This is a genomic window from Nonomuraea dietziae, assembly GCF_014195505.1.
In the GTDB taxonomy this organism is placed as follows: domain Bacteria; phylum Actinomycetota; class Actinomycetes; order Streptosporangiales; family Streptosporangiaceae; genus Nonomuraea; species Nonomuraea roseola.
In genome coordinates, this window is sequence record NZ_JACIBV010000001.1 from 8,036,222 (window position 1) to 8,057,996 (window position 21,775).

General features: G+C 71.4%; 18 protein-coding genes. 10 read left to right on the top strand and 8 right to left on the bottom strand.

Going from position 1 to position 21,775, the window contains the following annotated elements:
- From FHR33_RS38265 to FHR33_RS38285, 5 genes are all read right to left on the bottom strand, one after another.
- The gene (locus FHR33_RS38265; protein ID WP_183658571.1) at positions 1-606 is read right to left on the bottom strand and encodes a response regulator transcription factor; all 606 of its coding nucleotides are present in this window, start codon (positions 604-606) and stop codon (positions 1-3) included.
- Entirely contained in the window at positions 603-1,745 is a 1,143-nt protein-coding gene (locus FHR33_RS38270) for a sensor histidine kinase (RefSeq protein ID WP_183658573.1), read from the bottom strand. Before FHR33_RS38270 ends, FHR33_RS38265 begins: the two co-directional genes overlap by 4 nt.
- A gap of 11 nt (positions 1,746-1,756) precedes the next feature.
- Positions 1,757-2,500, bottom strand: a complete 744-nt coding sequence (locus FHR33_RS38275) for an ABC transporter permease (protein ID WP_183658575.1) — start codon at positions 2,498-2,500, stop codon at positions 1,757-1,759.
- Positions 2,493-3,371, bottom strand: coding sequence for an ABC transporter ATP-binding protein (locus tag FHR33_RS38280; protein WP_183658577.1), 879 nt, complete (start codon positions 3,369-3,371; stop codon positions 2,493-2,495). Before FHR33_RS38280 ends, FHR33_RS38275 begins: the two co-directional genes overlap by 8 nt.
- Positions 3,372-3,476: 105 nt before the next feature.
- Entirely contained in the window at positions 3,477-4,886 is a 1,410-nt protein-coding gene (locus tag FHR33_RS38285) for an aminotransferase-like domain-containing protein (protein WP_183658579.1), read from the bottom strand.
- Positions 4,887-4,946: 60 nt separating this feature from the next.
- Between FHR33_RS38285 and FHR33_RS38290 the strand changes: the two genes are divergently transcribed.
- Positions 4,947-6,119, top strand: a complete 1,173-nt coding sequence (locus tag FHR33_RS38290; RefSeq protein ID WP_183658580.1) for a trans-sulfuration enzyme family protein — start codon at positions 4,947-4,949, stop codon at positions 6,117-6,119.
- A 40-nt stretch (positions 6,120-6,159) separates the two neighbouring features.
- Here FHR33_RS38290 and FHR33_RS38295 read toward each other — a convergent pair whose 3' ends face one another.
- Entirely contained in the window at positions 6,160-6,975 is an 816-nt protein-coding gene (locus tag FHR33_RS38295) for an oxidoreductase (RefSeq protein WP_183658582.1), read from the bottom strand.
- A gap of 49 nt (positions 6,976-7,024) precedes the next feature.
- Here FHR33_RS38295 and FHR33_RS51015 point away from each other — a divergent pair, with 49 nt between their 5' ends.
- From FHR33_RS51015 to FHR33_RS38305, 3 genes are all read left to right on the top strand, one after another.
- Positions 7,025-8,557 (top strand): PEP/pyruvate-binding domain-containing protein, encoded by a 1,533-nt coding sequence (locus tag FHR33_RS51015; RefSeq protein ID WP_246452311.1) that lies wholly within the window; start codon positions 7,025-7,027, stop codon positions 8,555-8,557.
- A 6-nt stretch (positions 8,558-8,563) separates the two neighbouring features.
- The gene (locus tag FHR33_RS51020) at positions 8,564-9,643 is read left to right on the top strand and encodes a PEP-utilizing enzyme (RefSeq protein ID WP_491565880.1); all 1,080 of its coding nucleotides are present in this window, start codon (positions 8,564-8,566) and stop codon (positions 9,641-9,643) included.
- 102 nt (positions 9,644-9,745) lie between these two features.
- Positions 9,746-10,645, top strand: a complete 900-nt coding sequence (locus FHR33_RS38305; RefSeq protein WP_183658584.1) for a serine/threonine dehydratase — start codon at positions 9,746-9,748, stop codon at positions 10,643-10,645.
- Between the two features lie 4 nt (positions 10,646-10,649).
- Here FHR33_RS38305 and panB read toward each other — a convergent pair whose 3' ends face one another.
- Positions 10,650-11,474 carry a 3-methyl-2-oxobutanoate hydroxymethyltransferase gene (panB, locus tag FHR33_RS38310; protein WP_183658586.1) on the bottom strand — a complete coding sequence of 275 codons (825 nt, stop codon included), beginning with the start codon at positions 11,472-11,474 and terminating at the stop codon, positions 10,650-10,652.
- A 125-nt stretch (positions 11,475-11,599) separates the two neighbouring features.
- Between panB and FHR33_RS38315 the strand changes: the two genes are divergently transcribed.
- The 3 genes from FHR33_RS38315 to FHR33_RS38325 all read left to right on the top strand — a co-directional run bounded on the left by FHR33_RS38315 (position 11,600) and on the right by FHR33_RS38325 (position 15,048).
- Complete coding sequence (locus FHR33_RS38315; RefSeq protein ID WP_183658589.1) at positions 11,600-12,802, top strand: MFS transporter; 1,203 nt, start codon at positions 11,600-11,602, stop codon at positions 12,800-12,802.
- 94 nt (positions 12,803-12,896) lie between these two features.
- The gene (locus tag FHR33_RS38320) at positions 12,897-14,435 is read left to right on the top strand and encodes an MFS transporter (protein ID WP_183658591.1); all 1,539 of its coding nucleotides are present in this window, start codon (positions 12,897-12,899) and stop codon (positions 14,433-14,435) included.
- 7 nt (positions 14,436-14,442) lie between these two features.
- Positions 14,443-15,048, top strand: coding sequence for a TetR/AcrR family transcriptional regulator (locus FHR33_RS38325; protein ID WP_183658593.1), 606 nt, complete (start codon positions 14,443-14,445; stop codon positions 15,046-15,048).
- 193 nt (positions 15,049-15,241) lie between these two features.
- Here the strand turns inward: FHR33_RS38325 and FHR33_RS38330 are convergent, their stop codons facing one another.
- On the bottom strand, positions 15,242-18,097 hold the full coding sequence (locus tag FHR33_RS38330; protein WP_183658595.1) for an AfsR/SARP family transcriptional regulator: 2,856 nt from the start codon (positions 18,095-18,097) through the stop codon (positions 15,242-15,244).
- 105 nt (positions 18,098-18,202) lie between these two features.
- Here FHR33_RS38330 and FHR33_RS38335 point away from each other — a divergent pair, with 105 nt between their 5' ends.
- The 3 genes from FHR33_RS38335 to FHR33_RS38345 are packed head-to-tail and all read left to right on the top strand — an operon-like array spanning position 18,203 to position 21,772.
- Positions 18,203-20,161, top strand: coding sequence for a right-handed parallel beta-helix repeat-containing protein (locus tag FHR33_RS38335; RefSeq protein WP_183658597.1), 1,959 nt, complete (start codon positions 18,203-18,205; stop codon positions 20,159-20,161).
- Positions 20,158-20,538: a cupredoxin domain-containing protein gene (locus FHR33_RS38340; protein ID WP_183658599.1), complete on the top strand. Its 381-nt coding sequence runs from the start codon at positions 20,158-20,160 to the stop codon at positions 20,536-20,538. The genes FHR33_RS38335 and FHR33_RS38340 overlap by 4 nt, the downstream gene beginning before the upstream one ends.
- Positions 20,539-20,551: 13 nt before the next feature.
- Positions 20,552-21,772 (top strand): hypothetical protein, encoded by a 1,221-nt coding sequence (locus FHR33_RS38345; protein WP_183658601.1) that lies wholly within the window; start codon positions 20,552-20,554, stop codon positions 21,770-21,772.
- Positions 21,773-21,775 lie beyond the last annotated feature (3 nt).

Here is a 21,775-nt window from a genome sequence, read left to right on the forward strand (position 1 = left end):
TCAGAGCCAGCCCGCGTCCTGGGCGATGCGGATGGCGTCGATCTTGTTCTTGGCGCCCGTCTTGGTGATCGCGCCGGTCAGGTAGTTGCGCACGGTTCCGGCCGACAGGTGCAGCCGCGCGGCGATCTCCTCGGCCGTCGCGCCCCTCGCCGCCTCGTCCAGGACCGTGCGCTCGCGCTGGGTGAGGGGGCTCTCGCCGTACTCCATGGCCGAGGCCACCAGGTCGGCGTCGAGCACCCTCAGCCCGGCGGCGGTGCGCCTGATGGCGTCGGCCAGGCGGTCGCCCGGCGCGTCCTTCACCAGGAACGCCTCGATGCCGACCGACAGGGCCCGCCGTACCTGGCCCGGCTGGCCCATCGCGGTCAGCACCAGGATCCGGCAGGACGGCAGGCGGGTGCGCAGTTCGGCGGCGGCGGTGATGCCGTCGACGACGGGCAGGTCGATGTCCACGATCGCCACGTCAGGCCTGACCTCCATCGCGGTGGGGACGATCTCGTCGCCCCTGGTCACCTGGGCGACCACGTCGATGTCGGGCTCCAGGCGCAGCAGCGCGATCAGGGCCGCCCTGATCATGTGCATGTCCTCGGCCAGCAGCACCCTGATCACGCGGGGACCTCCATGATGAGCCGGAAGCCGCCCGCGGCGGTCGTCTCGGCGGTGACGGTGCCCCCGGCCTGGGAGGCGCGCTCGCCGAGCCCGGTCAGGCCGTTGCCCGGCGTCACCGGGGCGCCCCGGCTCGAGGACGCGGCCGCCCCGTTCGCGGAGGTCGCCGGGCGTTGAGGGGTGCCGTCGTTGACGACCTCGAGGCGGGCCGCCTCCGCCCGCACCGAGGTGGTGATGGAGCAGGTGGTGGCGCGGCTGTGCCGAAGGACGTTCGTCACGCCCTCGCGCACGCCCCAGGCCAGCGCCTCCTCCGACGAGCGGGGCAGCGCCGCCGCCGTGAGGTTGACCTGGCAGTCGACCCCTGACGCCTCCAGCAGCGCCACGGCCCTGTCCGTCTCGCCCTTCAGCGACATCTCCCGGTAGCCGCGCGCCACGTGCCGTACGTCCTGGACCGCCTCGCGGGCGACCTGCACGAGCTCGGTGACCTCGGTCCTGGCCGAGGCGGGGTCGCGCTCGACCAGCCTGGCCGCCAGGTCGCCCTTCAGGGCGATCGCGGTGAGGCTGCGGCCGAGGCCGTCGTGCAGGTCACGGGAGATGCGCAGCCGCTCCTTCAGTACCGCCGCCTCCGCCAGCTCCGCCCTGGCCTGCTCCAGTTCGCCCGCCATGCGGGCGCTCCTGACCAGCGCGTAGACCATCACCCCTGTGGTGAGAACGGTGACGGCGTAGAAGAGCGCGATGGCCCAGTGCCCGCCCGTCGCGTTCATGATCCCCAGGCCCTGGTAGACGGTCACCAGCCCGACCAGCGGGCCGCTGACCCGCAGGCGCAGCAGCACCAGCAAAGACCCAGCGAACAGCGGTGCGATCACCCCCGACCAGCCGAAGGGGAGCAGGAAGTCGGGCACGTAGGTGGCGAGGGCCTGCACAGAGAGGGTCAGCGGCAGATGGCGAGGACGGAGGCCGCGCAGCCCCGCTCTGACGTGGAGGACGAGCGGGACCGTGGTGCCCACGGTCCCCACCAGGGCGCCGGCTGTGACCGCGAGATCGGCCGCCGCGAGGTAGAGCCCGAAGCCGATCATCGTGTAGCAGACGGAGACCGCGGTGATCACGATGACGGCGAAGCGTCGGAGAGCGGCGGAGGTCATAGTGGGATCAATTATGACTTCCTGGGCTCCCACCTGAACCGGTAGCGGAGGACAATCAGCCCGATAGCGGTCCAAACCGCCAGGTTGAGCAGGGCGAGCAGGACGTTGCCCTCGCCTGTGTAGGCGAAGCGGGCTCCCTCGACGATGCCACCGGTGGGCAGCAGGTTCAGAACCGTGCCGACCCACGAGGGCAGGAGCTGGATGATCGGCCCGAACCCGCCCGCGCCGAGCCCCGCCAGCATGAACCACGGCATCGTGACGGCCGCCGCCAGCTCCGCCCGCGAGATCGCCACTGTCCACGCCGCGCCGAGCAGCGACAGCACGGCCGCGCCCGCCACCACGAACGCGACCAGCACCAGCGGGTTGCCCGGAGTCGGCATCCCCGCCGCGACGTACAGGACGACCGTCACGACCAGCGCGAGCAGCACGGCCTGCGCGGCGATGTTGGCCAGCTCGCCGCCGATGATCTCCCGGTCGTTCAGCCCAGTGGCCCGCATCCTCTTGAGAATCAGCTGGTCCCTGCGCGCGCTCAGGTTGACCGCGGCCTGCAGGAGCGCGGAGAGCGTCATGATCATGGCGAGCAGGCCGAGGTGCATGTCGAGCAGCAGGCCGGAGTCGCCTGGCCGCAGCTTCGCCATCAGGAACGGCATGCCGATGCCGAGCCCCAGCGAGAGCGCCACCGAGGTGGACAGGGCCACCTTGTCGCGCCAGTAGAGCCTGCCGCCGAACCTCGCCACCGCCATGAAGTCACGCATTGCCGATCCCTTCGAGAAACAGGTCTTCGAGTGAGGCCGTCCGCACCTCGAGCCCGCGCAGCCGCAGGCCCTTCTCCGCCGCCCAGCTCAGCAGCCGCTGCGCGGCCAGGTCGGGGTCCTCGGCCCTGCAGGTGGCGACCGCGCCCGCCATGGTCACCGGCAGCGGGAGCTCCTGCGGCGAGATCCCCTCGGGCAGTTCGAAGGAGACCCTGCCCGCCTGCGTGGCCAGCGTCTCGGCCATGCCGCCGCTGGCCACGATCTCGCCGCGGTCCATGATCGCCATCCGGGTGGCCAGCCGCTGGGCCTCGTCCAGGTAGTGCGTGGTCAGCAGGATCGTGGTGCCCTCGGCGGCGAGAGCGCGAACGACCTCCCAGGTGTTCCTGCGCGCCTCCGGGTCCATGCCGGTGGTCGGCTCGTCGAGGAAGAGCACGTCGGGACGGCCCAGCAGGGCCAGCGCCAGGTCGAGCCTGCGCTTCTCGCCCCCGGACAGCTGCCTGACCTTCGTCGCCGACCTGTCCAGCAGCCCGGCGAGCTCGAGCGCCTCGTGCGCGGGCCTGGCCGCGGGGGTGAAGGCGCGCCACGACTCGACCGTCTGGACGACGGTCAGGTCGGGGAAGAAGCCCGCCTCCTGCAGCATGATGCCGGTGCGCCGCCGTACCTGCCTGCGGTCCTTCATCGGGTCGAGGCCGAGCACGCGCGCCTGGCCCGCGTCGGCCGGCTGGAAGCCGGCCAGCACCTCGATGGTGGTGGTCTTGCCCGCGCCGTTCCTGCCCAGGAGCGCGAAGACCTCGCCGGGAAGGGCCTCGAACGAGATGCCCTTCACCGCCTGGAAGTCTCCGTAGCTCTTGGTGAGTCCGTTCACCTGGATCATGTCTGTGATTGTTCTGGCTCGCCTCCCGCGTGGGCAGTGAAGAATTCATGACCTGCGACGCTTTCCGGATCGATGAGCGTTCCCCTCGCCCGGAGAGGAGGGCGTTCAGACGATCAGGGTGTGGCGGGTGGCGGGGTGGCGGGCGCCGTCGTAGGCGGCCCACGCCTGCGCCAGCGCGTCGATCGCCGCCGTCAGCTCCTCCGGTGGGAAGAGGAAGTGCAGCCTCAGGTGGTCGGCGTGCCCGCCCTGCGGATCGAACGAGCGCCCGGGCGGGATCGCCACCCCGTGCCTGAGCGCCACCTGCGCGAAGGTGTCGGCGTCGCCGCGCGGCAGCCGGGCCCACACGGTCTGGCCGCCGAGCGCGGGGAAGACCTCCCATGAGGGGAGCCTGGCCCGCAGCCGCGAGAGCAGGTGGTCGTGCCGGTGGCGGAGAGCCTCGACGCGCGCCTGCCGTACCTCGGGCAGCCGTGACAGCACCGAGGCGGCGGCCAGCTGGGACAGCACGTCTCCGCCGAGATCGTGGACGGCGCGCAGCCTGGCCAGCCTGGAGACCAGCGGGGCGGCGGCGCGGATCCAGCCCACGCGCAGCCCGCCCCACACCAACTTGCTCAGCGAGGCGATCGTGATGATCTGCTCGCCCGAGGTGAAGGAGGCCAGCGGAGGCGGCGCCGAGCCCGAGAAGCACAGCTCCGCGCAGACCTCGTCGTCGATGAGCGGCACGTCGTGCTCGGTGGCCGCGGCGGCCAGCCGCCTGCGCGTGGCGGTGTCCATGATCGTGCCCGCCGGGTTGCTGGCCGTGGGGATGGCGTACATCAGGGCGGGGCGCTCGCCGGGCTCGAGGCGCGGACGGATCACGGCGGCGGCGTGGCGGAAGACCTCCAGCGCGCCAGGATAGGTGGGCGACTCGGTCTGCACCACGTCGCCCGGGTTGACCAGCAGGCCGGTGAGCAGCGTGATGGCCTGCTGGGCGCCGGTGGTGACCATGATCTGCGAAGGGTCCGTGGGCAGGTCGCGGCCGGTGTAGTAGGCGGCGACGGCCGCGCGGAGGGCGGGGTGGCCGGCGGGGTGGTAGCCGAGGTCGCGCTCGGGCAGCAGCGACACCGCCTGCCGGAAGGCCTCGGCCAGCAGCGGCGGCGGCTCGTCCGGCGCGGCGCAGGTGAGCAGCGTGACGCCGTCCGGCGGGTGCAGGATGTGCGACAGCAGCGGGTTGCTGCCGACCTCGTTGGCCGCGCGGGTGGCCGGCAGGTCGGCGGCGGCCACGCGGGTGCCGCTGCCCCTGCGCCTGACCACGCGCGCCTCCTGCTGGAGCAGGTCGTAGGCGGCGACGACGGTGCCCCTCGCCACGGCCAGCCGTCTGGCGAGGACACGGTCGGGCGGCAGCGCGGTGTCGGGCGGCAGCAGGCCGTCGTCGATCAGGTCGCGCAGCCGGGCGGCCAGCAGCAGGTAGAGCGGGCCCCTCCCGGTCGCCCACCGGCCGAGCAGCTCAATGAGCTCGCCGATATTGGCCTCATTCATGGGCCAATTATCGGCGATTGGATCTGACAATCAACACGAAACCAGGACATCCTTATTGGTATGAGCGAACTACGCCCTGAGACCCGAGCCGTCCACCTGCCCAGACCCGTGATCAAGGGAAGCGTCCCGATCTCGGTGCCGATCTACCAGACCTCCGGGTTCGTCTTCGACGATCCCGAGGTCTTCGCCGACGGGATGAGCAGGCCCGACGGGGCTTTCGTGTACGGCAGGCTCTCCAACCCCACGGTCCGCTCGCTCGAGGAGGCTGTGGCCGGACTGGAGGGTGGTGTGGCCTCCGTCGCGACCGCCTCGGGGATGGGCGCGATCAACTCCGTCCTGCTCGGCCTGCTCAAGCCGGGCGACCACCTGATCGCGCAGAAGGCGCTGTACGGCGGAACGGCCGCCATGATCAACGACCTGGCGTCCAGGTTCGGCATCGCCGTCACCCACGTCCCTGGGGACGACCCCGCGGCGCTGCGGGCGGCGGTGCGCCCCGAGACCAGGCTCGTCTACCTGGAGACCATCGCCAACCCCGTCTGCCAGGTCGCCGACCTGCCCGCGATGTGCGCGGCGGCCAAGGAGCTCGGCCTCGTCTCCGTGGTGGACAACACCTTCGCCTCGCCCATCCTGTGCCGTCCGCTGGAGCACGGCGCGGACATCGTGGTCCACTCGACCACGAAGTACCTGTCCGGGCACACGGACGTGCTCGGCGGCATCGCCGTCTTCGCCGCCGACGAGCTCTACCGCAAGGTGTGGCACTACGCGATCGAGCTCGGCTCGACGCCCGACCCCTTCGCCGCGTGGCTGACGCTGCGCGGCATGCAGACCCTGCCCCTGCGGATGGAGCGGCACTGCGCGAACACCCGCGTGCTCGCCACCCGCCTGGCCGGGCATCCCGCGGTCAGCGCCGTCCACTGGCCAGGGCTGCCGACGCACGCCTCGCACGAGGTGGCGGTCAAGCTGATGCCCGAGTTCGGCGGGGTGTTCTCCTTCGACCTGGCGGGAGGGCGCGCCGCGGGCGAGCGCTTCATGAGCGCGCTGAAGCTGGCACTGCTGGCCCCCTCGCTCGGCGGGGTGGAGACGCTGGTGCTGCACCCCGCGACGACCTCGCACAGGTCGCTGAGCGCGGAGGAACTGGCGCGGCACGGTATCTCCGAGGGCACGGTGCGCGTGGCGGTGGGCATCGAGCACGCCGAGGACCTCTGGACGGACTTCGCCCAGGCACTGGCCTGACGGTCTGGGCTGACAGAGGGCCGCGGGGAAGCGGCGGCCGTCAGTCCACTTTTGTCACCAGCCTGTCGAAGAGGCGGTCGGGCAGGATCCTGTTGAGCGTCAGAAGGGTCCTGGCCATGTACCCGACGGGACGGCGCGGCCTCGGCCGCGCCCCTTCCACGAGCTTCCTGACGGCCGTGGCCACCACGAGGGGGTCCGACGCCCTCGCCGTCGCCGGTGACTCGGCCCTGCGCGCCATCGACTCGGCGAGAGCGGCGTAGGCCCCGTCGCCCGACAGCTCGCGAAGCTCCCGAGCGGCCCCCTGCTCGAACTCGGTCCTGATCAGGCCCGGCTGGATGACCACGACGTCGATCCCGAACGGCCGGGTCTCCTGGCGCAGTGAGTCGGAGAACGTCTCGAGCGCGTGCTTGGAGGCGTGGTACCAGGCGACGAGCGGCAGGGAGATCTCGCCCGCGATCGACGAGACGTTCACGATCAGGCCCGAGCCCCGCTGACGCATGTGCGGCAGCACGAGCTGGGTCAGCCTGGCCACGGCGAAGAGGTTGACGTCGAACAGCCGGCGCGCCCTCTCGACAGGGACGTCCTCGATCGCGCCGTGCAGCCCCGCCCCCGCGTTGTTCACCAGCACGTCGATCCTGCCGTGCGCGTCGAGGATCGCGCGCACGGCGCGTTCGACGCGGGGCTCGTCCGTGACGTCTGTCGCCACGGGGTGGCCGCCGGCGTCGCGCAGGGCCGCCATCCTGTCGAGGCGGCGCGCGGCGCCGTACACGATGTGGCCCGCGCGCAGGAGCTCCAGCGCGGTGGCGCGGCCGATACCCGACGAGGCGCCGGTGACAAGGCAAACCTTGGCTGTCATGCTATTTACAATACAGTACTGTTCTGTATTGAAATAGGAGGACGCTGCCATGGGCGCCTACGTGCTCGGATTCCACGAGATCGACAAGACCCTGCTCGCGACGGTCGGCGGGAAGGGGGCCAACCTCGGAGAGCTGTCCGCGATCGACGGCGTCCGCGTGCCCGAGGGGTTCTGCGTCACGACCGAGGCCTACCGGGCGGTCGTGGAGCGCGACCCCGCCGTCGGCCTGCTGATCGACGGCCTCTCGGGGCTCCGGGCCGACGACAGGGAGGCGATCGCCGAGGCGTGCGCCCGCCTGCGAGCCGCCGTCGAGGACCTGCCGGTGCCGGAGGCAATAGAACGCGACATCGTCGGCCGCCTCGCCGCGCTCGGCGGCGACGTGGCCTGCGCGGTGCGCTCCAGCGCCACCGCGGAGGACCTGCCGTCGAGCTCCTTCGCGGGCCAGCAGGACACCTACCTCAACGTCAGGGGGGCGGAGGCGGTGGTGCGCGCCGTCAGGCGGTGCTGGGCCTCACTGTTCACCGACCGCGCCGTGGCCTACCGCGTGAGGAGCGGCTTCGACCACCGCGCCGTGCGGGTGTCCGTGGTCGTCCAGCGCATGATCTTCCCGGAGGCGGCCGGCATCATGTTCACCGCCGACCCTGTCACCTGCAACCGCAGGGTCGTCTCCATCGACGCCGGCTTCGGCCTGGGCGAGGCGCTGGTCTCCGGCCTGGTCAACGCCGACACCTACCGGGTGAAGGCGGGCCGCGTCGTCGAGCGGAACGTCAGCGTCCAGACCAGGGAGCTGTACGCCGCGCCCGACGGCGGCACGCGCGAGCGGCCCGTCGAGGCGGCGCGCCAGAACGCGCAGACCCTGACCGACGAGCAGATCCTCCGGCTGGAGCGCCTGGGCCGCAGGATCGAGGCCCACTTCGGCCGGCCCCAGGACATCGAGTGGGGCCTGTGCGACGGGGACTTCCACGTGCTCCAGAGCCGTCCGATCACCACGCTCTACCCGGTCCCCGCCGTGCCCGACGGCGAGAACCGCGTCTTCATGTCCTACGGTCACCGCCAGATGATGACCGACGCCTTCACCCCGCTCGGCCTGTCGTTCTTCATGCTGCTGGACGAGGCGCTCGGCCGCCCACCGATGAGCGTGGCGGGCGGACGCTTCTACAAGGACATGTCCCACGAGCTGTCCTCGTGGTGGGCCAGGCCCGTCACGCTCAGGAGCCTCGGCCAGGTCGACGTCCTGATGGCCGACGCCCTCGCCACCGTGGCGGCCAGGAAGGACTTCCCTCTCGCCCGGGGCAAGGCGGCGGTGATGAACTTCGGCGAAGGCGGTCCGCTGCCGATGGCCCGCCAGTACCTCAAGCTCACCAGGCAGGACGATCCGGGCGTCGTGCCCTCGCTCATCGCACGGAACGAGCGGTCGGTGCAGGAGCTCGGACGGGCCATCGCCGCCAGGTCGGGCGACGAGCTGTTCGCCTTCATCCTGGAGGACCACCGCGAGCTGACGGCCATCATGTTCGAGCCGAGAAGCGTGGCCGCGGCGTTCGCCGGCATCCAGGCGGCGAACTGGGTCAACAAGCACATGTAGGCCTGGCTGGGCGAGAGGAACGCCGCCGACGTCATCGCCCAGTCCGCCGACCACAACGTCGTGGCCGCCATGGGGCTGGACCTCATGGACGTCGCGGACGTGGCGAGGCGCCACCCCGCCGTCGTGGCCTACCTCGAACGCGCCGAGCGGGAGACCTTCCGCGCGGGTCTGGCCAGGGTGGAGGGCGGTGACGTCGTCGGCCGCGCCATCGACGACTACCTCGGGAAGTACGGCATGCACTGCTCGGGCGACATCGACATCACCAGGACGCGATGGAGCGAGGACCCCACGCTGCTCGTCCCGATCATCCTGGGCAACATCGAGAACTTCCCTCCTGGAGCGCGACGGGCCCGCGAGGAGCGCGGGCGTCTCGAGGCCGAGAACAAGATCGCCGAACTCCTGGGCCGCCTGAGCGGGCGCAGGGCCAGGAAGGCGGCCAGGAAGATGAGCGTGCTGCGCCACTTCATCGGCTACAGGGAGTACTCCAAGCACGCCTGCCTGCAGCGGTACGGGCTGTACAAGGAGGCGCTGCTCGGCGAGGCGAGGAAGCTGGTCGCCAGGGGAGTGATCGCCGCGCCCGAGGACGTGTACTTCCTGGACTTCGAGGAGTTCAGGCAGGTCGTGCGCACGGGGGAGCTGGACTACGCCGTCATCGAGAGACGCCGTGAGGAGTTCGAGGAGCACGGCAGGCTGGCCCCGCCGAGGGTGATCACCTCGGAGGGCGAGGTGATCAGCGGCGCGTACGACACCGGCGCCCTGCCGGAGGGGGCGTTGGCGGGCGTCGCGGTGTCGTCGGGCGTCGTGGAGGGCACGGCCAGGGTCGTGCTCAGCCTGGAGGAGGCCGACGTGCGCGAGGGCGACATCCTCGTCACCGTCTTCTCCGACCCCAGCTGGTCGCCGCTGTTCGTCTCGGTGAAGGGGGTGGTCATGGAGGTCGGCGGCGTGATGACGCACGGCGCGGTGATCGCGCGCGAGTACGGCCTGCCCGCGGTCGTCGGCGTGGAGGGCGCCACCCGGCGCATCAGGGACGGCCAGCGTATCCGCCTCAACGGCGGCGAGGGCTACGTCGAGCTCCTCTCGGATTGACAGGCGCCCGGGTAGTGAGGAAAGTGGCGAAGCTCATGCGGGGGGCGAGACCAGGGTCGCCGGGCTGAACCGCGCGATCGAGTGGGGGTTGTGATGACGGTCATGTACGACGATGTGGTGGCGGCCGCCAGGCGGATCGAGGGACACGCGGTGCGCACCCCCGTCGTCGAGATCTCCGAAGGCCTGTTCCTCAAGCTGGAGACGCTGCAGCACTCGGGCTCGTTCAAGGCGCGAGGGGCCTTCAACAGGATGCTGTCGGCGCACGTCCCCGGCGCGGGGGTGATCGCGGCCAGCGGCGGCAACCACGGGCTCGCGGTCGCCTACGCGGCCAGGGCGCTGGGCGTGCGGGCGGAGATCTTCGTGCCCGAGGTGTGCGCCCCGGTGAAGGTGGCGGGGCTGCGGGCCCTCGGCGCGCACGTCACCAGGACGGGGGCCATCTACTCGGAGGCGGCCGAGGCCGCGGCCAAGAGGGCGGCGGAGACCGGGGCGCTGCAGGTGCACGCCTACGACCAGCCCGACGTGGTGGCGGGTCAGGGAACGCTCGGCCTCGAGGTGGTCGAGCAGACGGGCGGCGTCGACACCATCCTGGTCGCCGTGGGCGGCGGCGGGCTCGTGGCGGGCCTCACCGTCGGAGTGAGGGGCGGAGCGAGGGTGGTCGCCGTGGAACCCGAACTGATCCCCACACTCCACGAGGCGCTGAAGGCGGGCGGGCCCGTCCCGGTGGGCGTGAGCGGTGTCGCCGCCGACGCGCTGGGCGCCACCAGGCTGGGGGCGCTCGCCTACGACATCGTCTCGACGGTGGGCGTCGAGAGCGTGCTGGTCACCGACGAGGCCATCGAGGCGGCGCGCCACGCGCTCTGGGCCGAGCACCGCGTGGCCGCCGAGCACGCGGGCGCCACCGCCTACGCCGCGCTGGCGCAGGGCGTCTACGCCCGCGAGCGGGGCGAGCGGGTCGCGGTGGTGGTGTGCGGCGCCAACACCGACCCCGCGACCCTGGTGTGACGGCTCAGCTGTAGGCGTGCTCCCGCGTGGGGAACGCGCCTGAGGAGACCTCCGAGGCGAAGGCGCGCACCGCCCTGTCCATCTCGGTGGCCAGATCGGAGTACTTCCGCACGAACTTCGCGGGGTTCGGGGTCAGGCCCATCAGGTCCTGCCACACGAGCACCTGCGCGTCGGTGCCCGCGCCCGCGCCGATGCCCACCGTGGGCACCGCCAGCGAGGTGGTCACCCGCTCGGCCAGCTCGGCGGGCACGCACTCCAGCACCACCGCGAACGCGCCCGCCTGCTGCAGCGCCTTCGCGTCTGACAGGAGTTCGTCGCCGTCCTGGCCTCGTCCCTGCACCCGGTAGCCGCCGAGGGTGTTGACCGACTGCGGCGTCAGCCCGAGGTGCGCCATGACCGGGATTCCGGCCGCGACCAGCGCCTCGACCTGCGGCAGGACGCGCCGCCCTCCCTCCAGCTTGACCGCGTGGGCCCCCGCCTCCTTCATGAACCGCGCCGCCGACTCCAGCGCCTGCGCAGGGGAGGACTGGTAGGAGCCGAAGGGCAGGTCGGCGACCACCAGCGCGCGTGACGAACCGCGCACCACGGCTGCGGTCAGCGAGAGGAGTTCGTCGACGGTGACGGGCAGCGTCGAGTCGTAGCCGTAGACGACCATCGCGGCGGAGTCGCCGACGAGGAGCACGGGGACGCCCGCCTCGTCGAAGACCCTGGCCGTCATGGCGTCGTAGGCCGTCAGCATCGGCCATTTCTCGCCGCGCTCCTTGGCCGAGGCCAGGTCGCGGACGGTGACTCTGCGGCCCGAGGCGCCGCCGTACAGAGAAGAGGACATGAGTCCGACCTCCAGAACAGTCTCGAATCGCCCCTGTGGCGTATCCGGACATTCCTGATGATGGCATGCGATGAAGGTTCTGTCGGTGCCAGACGACACAATAGGTGCGGAGGTAAGCAATAACGATGGCTATTGAACCTTACCGGCGCCTGTTCAGGATCCCCGGTGTACGGACGCTGCTCCTGGTCGGCCTGGTCGCCAGGATCCCCGCGACGGCGACGGCGATGGCACTGACGCTGCACGTGGTGAACCTGCCGGGGATGGGGTTCACCCAGGCCGGGATGGTCGCCATGGCCAGCACGGTCGGCATGGCCGTCGGCTCCCCGCTGTCGGGAAGGTTCGTGGACAGGCACGGGCTGCGTCCCGTGCTGGCCGTCACGACGGTCGCGCAGGCGCTGTTCTGGTCGACGGCGTGGCTGCTGCCGTTCGCCGCGCTGGTGCCCGCCGCGGGCGTGGCGGGTCTGCTGGCGCTGCCGATCTTCAGCGTCATCAGGCAGTGCCTGGCCGCGATGGTCCCCCTCGAGCAGCGCAGGATGGGCTTCTCGCTCGACTCGATGATGGTCGAGCTGTCCTACATGACCGGCCCCGCGCTGGCCGTCGTGGGCATCACCTCGCTGGGGAGCACGTGGACGATGGCGACGATCGCCGTCGGGCTGGCGTGCGCGGGCGTGGCGCTGATCGTGCTCAACCCGCCCATCCGCTCAGCCGACGAGCTGAAGGCGCCCGCGGGCAAGGTCTCGCGCCGCACGTGGCTGACCCCTTCGCTCATCGCGCTGCTCGGCACGGTCACCGCCGCCACCTTCATCCTCACCGCCACCGAGCTGTCGCTGGTGGCCACGATCGAGCACGCGGGGCAGACCGCGTGGATCGGGCTGGCCGTGGCCATCTGGTGCGTCTACTCCCTCGTCGGCGGCTTCGTGTACGGCGGGCTGCCGCGCGGCTTCTCCGTCCTCGTGCTGACCGGGCTCATGGGCGCGCTCACCATCCCCGTCGGCCTGGTCGGCGGCGACTGGCGATGGCTGCTCGTGGCGCTGCTGCCCGCCGGGGTGCTCTGCGCCCCCGCGCTCTCCTCCTCCGTCGACACCCTCAGCAGGTGGACCCCCGCCGCGGCGCGCGGCGAGGCCATGGGCCTGCACGGCACCGCCCTGCTGATCGGCGGCGCCGCGTCCGCGCCGATCGCGGGGGCCATCATCGACGCGCACGGGCCCGCATGGGCGTTCGCGGTCGCCGGCCTGGTGGGCGTGGTGATGGTGCTGGTCGCACTGCCGTTCTGGAAGGGCGCGGACGAGCCCGAGGCCGTCCGCGAGCCCGTCAGCATGGCCTCCTGAGAGACGACTTATGAAACGCGACCGTTGCGTATCGGAATTCCTTGCGCTACGGTGGCGTTGCGAAACTACGTCGTATCGAAATTGGAGCTTCCTGATGGAACCACAGACGGGCCACCCCCGCCGATGGGCGATCCTCGGCGTGCTCGTTTTCAGCCTCCTCGCGGTGGTGCTGGACAACACGATCCTGAACGTCGCCATGAAGACCATCGCCGACCCCGTACAAGGGCTCGGCGCGACACAGAGTGAGCTCGAGTGGGCGATCAACTCCTACACGCTCGTGTTCGCCGGCCTGTTGTTCACCTTCGGCGTGATCGGTGACCGCACAGGGCGCAAGCGCATGCTGTTCATCGGCATGGCGCTGTTCGGACTTGCCTCCCTGGCCAGCGCCTACTCGCAGGACCCCATGCAGTTGATCATGGCAAGGGCCGCGATGGGCATCGGCGGCGCGGCCATCATGCCGGCCACCTTGGCGATCATCTCCAACGTCTTCCCTCCGCAGGAGCGCGGCAAGGCCATCGGCGTCTGGGCCGGCGGCGTCGGCCTCGCGGTGGCGATCGGCCCGATCACCGGCGGCCTGCTGATCGAGCACTTCTGGTGGGGCTCGGTCTTCCTGATCAACGTGCCGATCGTGCTGATCAGCATGTTCCTCATCGCCACCGTGGTGCCGGAGTCGCGTGACCCCAAGCCGTCCAGGCTCGACCCCGTCGGCGTGATCCTGTCGATCATCGGTCTGGTCGCCGTCGTCTACGGCATCATCCGCGGCGGCGAGCTGGCCACGTTCGCCAGCGCAGAGGTGCTCGTCCCGACCCTGTTCGGCGTGGTGGTGCTGGCCGCGTTCGTCTGGTGGGAACGGCGCGTCGAGCACCCGGCCTTCGACGTTCGCAACTTCGGCAACGTCCGCTTCAGCTCGGCCATCGGCATGATGGGCATCGTCTTCTTCGCGATGATGGGCGGGATGTTCTTCCTGACCTTCTACCTGCAGATCGTGCTGGGCTTCAGCCCGATCCAGGCGGGGGCGCTGATGATCCCCTTCGCGGCGGCGCAGCTCATCTTCGCCCCGCTGAGCCAGCGGGTGAACGAAATGCTCGGCGCCAAGACGGCCGCCACGGTCAGCATGCTCGTCGTGACCCTCGCGCTGGCCGCCTACGCGCTGTTCGACCAGAACACCCCGATCTGGCTGATCGAGGTCGTCTTCTTCGTCCAGGGCGCGGCGATGGCCAACATCATGCCGCCCGCGACCACCGCGATCATGGAGGCCCTGCCCAGGGAGAAGGCGGGCGTCGGCTCGGCCATGAGCAACACCGTCCGCCAGGTGGCCGGCGCGCTCGGCGTGGCCGTGCTCGGCTCGGTGCTGTCCTCCTCCTACCGCGGCGAGGTCGCCCCCGCCCTGGCCGGGCTCCCCGAGGACGTCCAGCACCGCGCAGGCGAGTCCATCATGGCCACCGTCGGGATGGCCCAGGGCAACGAGGCCATCCTGCAGCCCGCCTACCGCGCCTTCATCGACGGCATGCACACCACGGCCCTCATCTCGGCCGTCATCGCCCTGGTGGGCGTCGTGGTGGTGGCCGTCTGGATGCCCGGCAAGACGAGGGCCGTCCAGAGGGTCGAAGAGAAGGAACCAGCGGTAGTGTGAGCCGGCGATGACGACGACAGAGACCGCCACGGCCCGCCCCGCGGGCCGTCCGCGCAGCGAGAAGGCCGAGAAGGCGATCATCGAGGCGACCCTCGATCTGATCGGCGAGGGGATGGGCGTCTCCGAGCTGTCCATCGAGGCGATCGCCTCTCGGGCAGGCGTCGGCAAGACGACCATCTACCGGCGCTGGTCCAACAAGGAGGACCTGGTCGCCGACGCGCTGGCCTCGCTCAAGGCGCCGGTTCCCACCCTGGCGGGCGTCTCGGTGCGTGACGACCTGATCGCGTTGCTCGACACGATGATGCGCGAGGCCGGCCAGGACCGCACGCGCTGCGTGATGAACATCGCGATGAGCGAGTCCGATCGCTATCCCCGGCTGTTCGAGAAGTTCATGAAGCAGGCCGTCGAGCCGCGCACCGCGGCGATGGTCGCGGTCCTGGAGCGCGGCGTCGAGACCGGCGAGCTGCGGGCCGACCTCGACGTGCGGCTGTCGCTCGGCACGCTGGCGGGGGCGATGATGTGGCACATCAAGCGGGCGGCCGGCGAGGACGACCTCGCCGACGACCTGCCAGGCCGCATCGTCGACAGCGTCCTGCGCGGCCTGGCGCCGTGAGAACCCCACCGAAAGCGGATCGATATCGGGGGCTCGTATCGTGCACTCATCCCGTCCGTGAGGGATGACGGGAGGCGATGGATGCGCAAGGAGAAGATCAGTTCCATGGACGTGGAACTGACCCAGTGAGCACGGCCGGTGGCTAAGGGGTTCGCCACCGGCCGCTCTCGCCTCCCACGTCGACGCGGTCCTGTCACGTCCTCCGTCTGATCGCGGAGGGGGTGGCAGGCACCCGCTGCCTGAGCAGCTGGCGCGCCTCCTTCGGCGTCATCAGCCGCAGCTCACGCAGCAGCCCTGCCGAGGCCACCCAGTGCTCCCTCGCCGCAGGCTCGCCCAGCGCGTGCGCGGCCTGTCCGAGCCCCCACAGGCACAGCGCCTCGCCGTACCTGTCTCCCGCGGCGACGGCCAGCCGCCGGGCCTGCTCGAACTGCTCGCGTGCCACCGCGGGGTCGCCGTGCCGCAGGTGGGTCTCGGCCAGGTGGCTGAGGGAGATACCGACCTCCTGGTCATTTTCGAGCTCCCTGCGGATGGCCAGCCCTCTCTCGAGCGCCCGCAGGCAGTCGTCTAGCCGTCCGAGCTCCCGGTAGGTGAGCCCCAGGCTGTCCCAGTTCGCCGCCTCAGGTCCGCGCCGGCCGAGGCGCTGGAACAGCTCGATGGCGTGCAGGACGCACCTCATCGACTCCTCCAGCCGCCCCAGCCACCGGTAGGGGATCGACAGGTTGCTGAGGGCCCTGGCCTCGCGGTCGTCCCTGCCGAGCTCCTTCCACAGCGACGCCGCTCTCTCGAAGTGCGTGGCGCCCGCCTCTGCGCGGCCGAGACCCTGGTTGGCGATGCCCAGGTGGTTGTGCGCGTCGGCCTGGCCCTCGTGGTCCTGCCCGGCGCGAGCCGCTTCGAGGAAACGCTGGTGCAGGGCCAGCAGCTCGTGGATGCGCCCCCTGACGAACAGCGGCGTCGAGAGGTTCACGCACAGCAGCGCGCCGAGGGCGTAGCCGTCCCGGGAGCCGAGGAGCTGCGGGATGACGGAGAGCAGGTTGTCGCCCTCCGCGTCCAGCCACGCCATCGCCTCGGCCCCGCCGGCCAGGGGCTGAGAGGACCGCTCGACACGGAAGTCCTCGGGCAGCGCGGCAGGCCCCGCCTTCATCACCTCCTTGGCCCTGAGCACGGTGGCCAGGTAGCCGTGGGCCGTCCTGCCCAGCGCGGCTCGCGCGTCGGAGGGGGCCAGCTCCCTGGCGTACAGGCGCAGCAGGTCGTGCATGGCGTACCTGTGCGGGGCGATCCTGTCGATCAGCCTGGCGTCGGCCAGACGCCTCAGCGCGGCGGCCGCCTCCGCCTCGTCGCAGTCGAGGAGCGCGGCGGCGACGCCGGGGGCGTAGGTGCGCGCGTCGAGGGCGCCGAGCAGGCCGAACAGCGGGGCGTCAGGCTCGTCGCGCAGGCCGACGGAGAAGCTCGTGCGGACCGCCAGGTCGGCGTACTCCAGCGAGTCGAGCCTGGTCCTGGCCTCGACCAGGGCGGTCCTGAGCTCGGTCAGCGGACGGCTCGGCCTGGCCGCCCCCCTGGCCCCCACGATGCGGACGGCCAGCGGAAGCCCGCCGCACAGCCGTACGATCTCCCGCGCCGCCTCGGGATCGGCCGCGGCACGTGAGTCGCCGAGCGCGCTCTCCAGCAGGCTGAGCGCCTCGTCCTCCGCCATGGCCTCCAGGTGCACGTGGGCGGCGCCGTCGAGGGTGGTGAGCGGGCGCCGCGAGGTGACCACGACCATGCACCTCGGCCCCGCGGGCAGCAGCGGCCGCACCTGCGCCACCCCTGTCGCGTTGTCGAGCAGCACCAGGATCCGCCGGTGCGCGGTCAGCGACCTGAACCTGGCCGCCGCCTCGTCGACCGCCGCGGGCACGTCGGGGCTGCCGAGCGAGCGGAGGAACCTGCCGAGGACCTCGGCGGCTCCGAGCGGGGCCAGGCCAGGCGTGGCGCCGTGCAGGTCGGCGTAGAGCTGGCCGTCGGTGAAGCCCTCGGCCAGCCGCCTGGCCGCCTCCACGGCCAGCGTCGACTTGCCAACCCCGCCAGGGCCGTTGATCGCGACGATCGGCAGGTCCTCGCCCGCCAGCTTGTGGATGTACCTGAGCTCCACCGCCCTGCCGACGAACCCCGCCGCCGCGGCGGCGGGCAGCTCGGCGGGCCGCGGGACGAAGCCCGGATCGTCCTGGTCCGCCGCGTCGCAGGCGTCGGGCGAGCAGGACGCGGCGGCGTGCTCATGGGGGGAGGAGCCCTGGAGGAGCGCGGGCCCGCCGGGGGAGCGGAAGAACGCGGGCTCGTCGGTGAGGACGGCCCGCTGCGCGCGCCGCAGCTCGGGCCCGGGCTCCAGGCCCAGCTCGGCGCCCAGCAGGCCGCGTCCCGCCTGGTAGGTCTCAAGCGCCTCCGCCCTGCGCCCGTTCAGATAGAGAGCGCGCATCAGCTGGGCGCGGCTGCGTTCGCGAAGCGGGTGCTCGGCCACCAGGGCCGTCAGCTCGACCACCAGCTCGCCGTGCCTGCCGAGGGCCAGCTCCAGCTCCACGCACTCGTCGGTGGCGGCGAGCCGCAACTCCTCCCAGACGGCGGTGCCGGGGACCGTCCTGCCCAGGTTCGCCAGCGTGGGGCCGCGCCAGAGGGCCAGCGCCCGCCGCAGGGCCGAGGCCGCCTCCGCCTGCCGTCCCGCAGCGGCCGCGGCCCGCGCATCGGCGATGCCGCGCTCCGCCTCGAGCGCGTCCAGCCGTACGGCGGGCGGCACCCGGTAGCCCGCCGCCACCGTCTCGATCACGCCGGGGTCGGCGCCCGCCTCCCTCAGCGACCTGCGCAGCGTGGAGACCACGATGGCCACCTGGCCTCGGGCCGAGCTCGGAGGATCCTCCCCCCACAGCACGTCGACCAGCCGCTCGACGGAGATCGCCCTGCCGGGGCCGAGCAGCAGCAGCGCCAGCGCGGCCTGCGCTCTCGGGCCACCGACGTGCACGGGCTCACCGCCGACGAGCACCTCCAGCGGGCCCAGGATCCCGAACTCAACCGTGGCGAAGGACATGGCCGCCACCGTAGCCAGCGGGCGTTGGGTCGGCATTGGGCCATCTGACCAGGCGTTTCAGCCAGGCCCTAGGCAGAACGTGAGCAATGTTCTAGTCTCGCCGCCATGCCCCTCATCGCGCGCCGGACCTTATCCCTGCTGGGCCTGATCCTCGTCCTCCTGCTCCCGGCCTCAGCGGCCCTCGCCCACGAGGAGCGGGAGGTGAAGTTGCCGGACGGCACGGGCAGCGTTCCCGTGTACCGGCAGGGCGAGCCCGACCTGCTGGTCTGCAAGACGGACAAGTCAGATTTCCAACGCCGAATCGCGAAATTTCCGGATGAGCTGCGGCAGCGCAACCTCAGGCTCTTCGCCAGGTGCCAGAAAGAGGGGTTCAGGCACCTCCAGGAGGCGGTGGACAGGGTCGATGGACCCGGGATGAACATCGCCATCCTGCCCGGCCTCTACCTGGAGGAGCCCGGTCAGCCCGCGCCCACGGGAGAGTGCGCCGACCTCGAGGCCCGCTGGTCGAGCTGGGGCTACCAGATCCTCTCCTACGAGCAGCAGGTCCAGTGCCCGCACAACCAGAACCTGGTCGCCATCCTCGGCAAGAAGGACCTGCAGATCGAGGGTACGGGCGCGGGCCCGCTCGATGTGATCATCGACGCGCAGTACCGCAAGCTCAACGCCATCCGCGCCGACATGACCGACGGCGTCTACTTCAGGAACTTCACCGCCCAGCGCACGACCTTCAACTCGCTCTACATCCTGGCCACCGACGGCTTCGTCATCGACCGCATGCTGACCAGGTGGAACGACGAGTACGGCTTCCTCACCTTCGCCAGCGACCACGGCCTCTACACCGACTGCGAGTCGTACGGCAACGGCGACTCGGGCATCTACCCCGGCAGCGCCTCCAACATCAACGACGGCCTCGGCTACGAGGTGCCGCGCTACGCCATCGAGATCAGGCGCTGCAAGAGCCACCACAACATGGTCGGCTACTCGGGCACGGCGGGCGACTCGGTCTGGGTGCACGACAGCGAGTTCTGGGGCAACCTCGCGGGCGCCACCATGGACAGCGCCTTTCCCGGGCACCCGGGCCTGCCGCAGAACCACGCCAAGTTCGAGAACAACAAGATCTACGACAACAACGCCGCCTACTACGAGCACGTCAGGGACGGCACCTGCGCCAAGCCTCCCGCCGAGCGCGGTTACGAGAAGGGCGTGGTCTGCCCGCAGATCGGCCTGCCGCCCGGCAGCGGCATCATCACCGCGGGCGGCAACTGGAACGTCTTCAGGAACAACCAGATCTGGGGCCACGACAACGCCGCCTTCAACCTGATGGCGGTACCCGCCTTCATCAGGGGCGAGGAGGCGTGGGACAAGCAGTTCGACACCTCCCACCACAACCTCTACACGGGCAACCAGCTGAAGGACAACGGCGCCGACGTCTACTGGGACGGCCAGGGCAGCGCCAACTGCTGGGAGGGCGTGCGGGTCGCCAGCCCCGCCGCGCTGCCGGGCTGCGGCGCCACGGGACCGGCCAGGGTCGTGGCCGAGCCGGTCAAGCTCGTACAGATGTATCTGTGCAACGACTACAGCATCGGCGAGCGCCGGCTGCCCGGCGGCTGCTGGTGGTTCGGCTCCAGCGGCCTGGCCAGGGTGGAGGTGCAGCTCGCGCTGGGCGGCTCTGTCGTGCTCGCCCTGATGGCGGTGCTGTTGTGGCGGCGCCGCCTGCGTTCGCGCTGGGCGCTGCCGCTGACCGTCGTGGGTCTGGCGGGGCTGGCCCTCGACGTGCTCGGCGCCCTCGACGGCTACTCCGTGCTGCCCGCCGCCGCGCTGGCGCTGACCGGGCTCTGGCTGCTCGGCGCGGGCTGGATCATGCGCGGCGCGTTCGGCTGGTTCACCGTCGTGCTCGGGGTGCTGCACCTGGTCGACGCCTTCGACAGGGCGGTGTGGATGCTGCCGTTGATCCCGATCGGACCAGGCTGGATCCGCGGGCTGCTCACAGGGGTCTGGGTGCTGTGCGCGGTGGTCGTGGTGGCGCCCAGGCGCAGGGCCGAGCGGGAAGAGGCGGCGGCGTGAGGCGCGCGGTGGTCCTGCTGGCGTGCGCGCTGGTGGCGGGGTGCGGGCCGATCTCGGAGACCCATCACAAGCCGGGCACCGGGCACGAGGTCGCCACGGGCGCGCCGATGCCCGGCGAGCCGAGCGCGGAGATCACCATCGCCGGGGGGCGGGTGACGCCGCCGCCGGGCTGGCTGGAGGTCAGGCGGGGCCAGACCGTCAGCCTGACCGTGACCAGCGACGTCGCCGACGAGCTGCACGTGCACGGCTTCGACATCAAGCAGACACTCCAGCCAGGAAAACCCGCAAATATCAGGTTCAAGGCTGATATGTCGGGTGTCTTCGAGGTGGAGACCCACGGCGGCAAGCTCGTCCTCATCCAGCTGGCAGTGAAGTGACGGGCCGGCGGAGATGACAGGAGTGCTGGCGCACGGGATCGGCAGCCGCAGCGACCTGCCGATCCCGCTCTTCTACGCCTACGCGGGGGCCTTCGCGGCGCTGGTCGTGTCGTTCCTCGCGCTGGGCCTGCTGTGGGCCGACTCCCGCTTCAGCGGTGACAGGGCGGGGCGGGTGCTGTCATGGCGTCCGCCCGCCAGGGCGATCCGCGTGGTCACCGCGGTCCTCGCGCTCTACACGCTCGGCTGGCTGCTCCTCGGTCCCGCCGAGGACAACGCCGCGCCGTACCTGGTCTACGTGATCTTCTGGGTGGGGCTGGTGCCCGCCTCACTGCTGTTCGGACCCGTCTGGCGGCTGGCAGGCCCGTTCAGGCTGCTGCCCGACAGGCCACGCCGTCCGCTGCCCGGCCGCCTCGGGTACTGGCCCGCCGCGGCGGGTCTGCTCGCCTTCACCTGGATGGAGCTGGTCTCGCCCGAACCCGCCGCCTCCGCGACGCTGCTGATCTTCCTGCTGGCGTACGGCGCCGCGCAGGTGGCCGGGACCGTCGTCTACGGCCACGCCTGGCTCGAACGAGGCGACCCCTTCGAGGTCTACTCCACGCTCGTCGGCCACCTGTCGCCCCTCGGCCGCAGGGCCGACGGCACGCTCGTGCTGCGCAGCCCCTTCAACGGGCTCGACGCCATCGCCCAGGCCCCCGGGCTGGTGGCGACCGTGTGCGTGCTGCTCGGCAGCACGGGCTACGACGGTTTCGCCGGAGCCCCCTTCTGGGTGAACGCGCTGCAGACCAGCCCGCTGGGCCGGACGGGCCTCGGCACGCTCGGCCTGCTGGTGGCGATCGGGGGAGTGGCCGCCCTCTACACCGCCTGCCTCTGGGCGGCGGGCCTGATCGGCGGGGCGCGCGGGCTGACGCCCAGGTTCGCCCACTCGCTGGTGCCGATCGCGATCGGCTACCTGGTCGCCCACTACTTCTCACTGTTCGTCATCGAGGGGCAGCGGGCGGTGATCCTCGCGCTGGGCCTGGACGCGCAGGTGAACCAGGACGTCGTGAGCGCGGGCGTCATCGCCACCGTCCAGGTGTTGGCCATCGTGGCAGGGCACGTGATCGGCGTGGTGGCCGCGCACGACAGGTCGGTGCGGCTGCTCGAACCGGCCAAGGCCGTCGCGGGTCAGATCCCGCTGTTCGTGCTCATGGTCTGCTACACCCTCGGCGGCCTGACCCTCCTGTTCGCCGCATGAGAC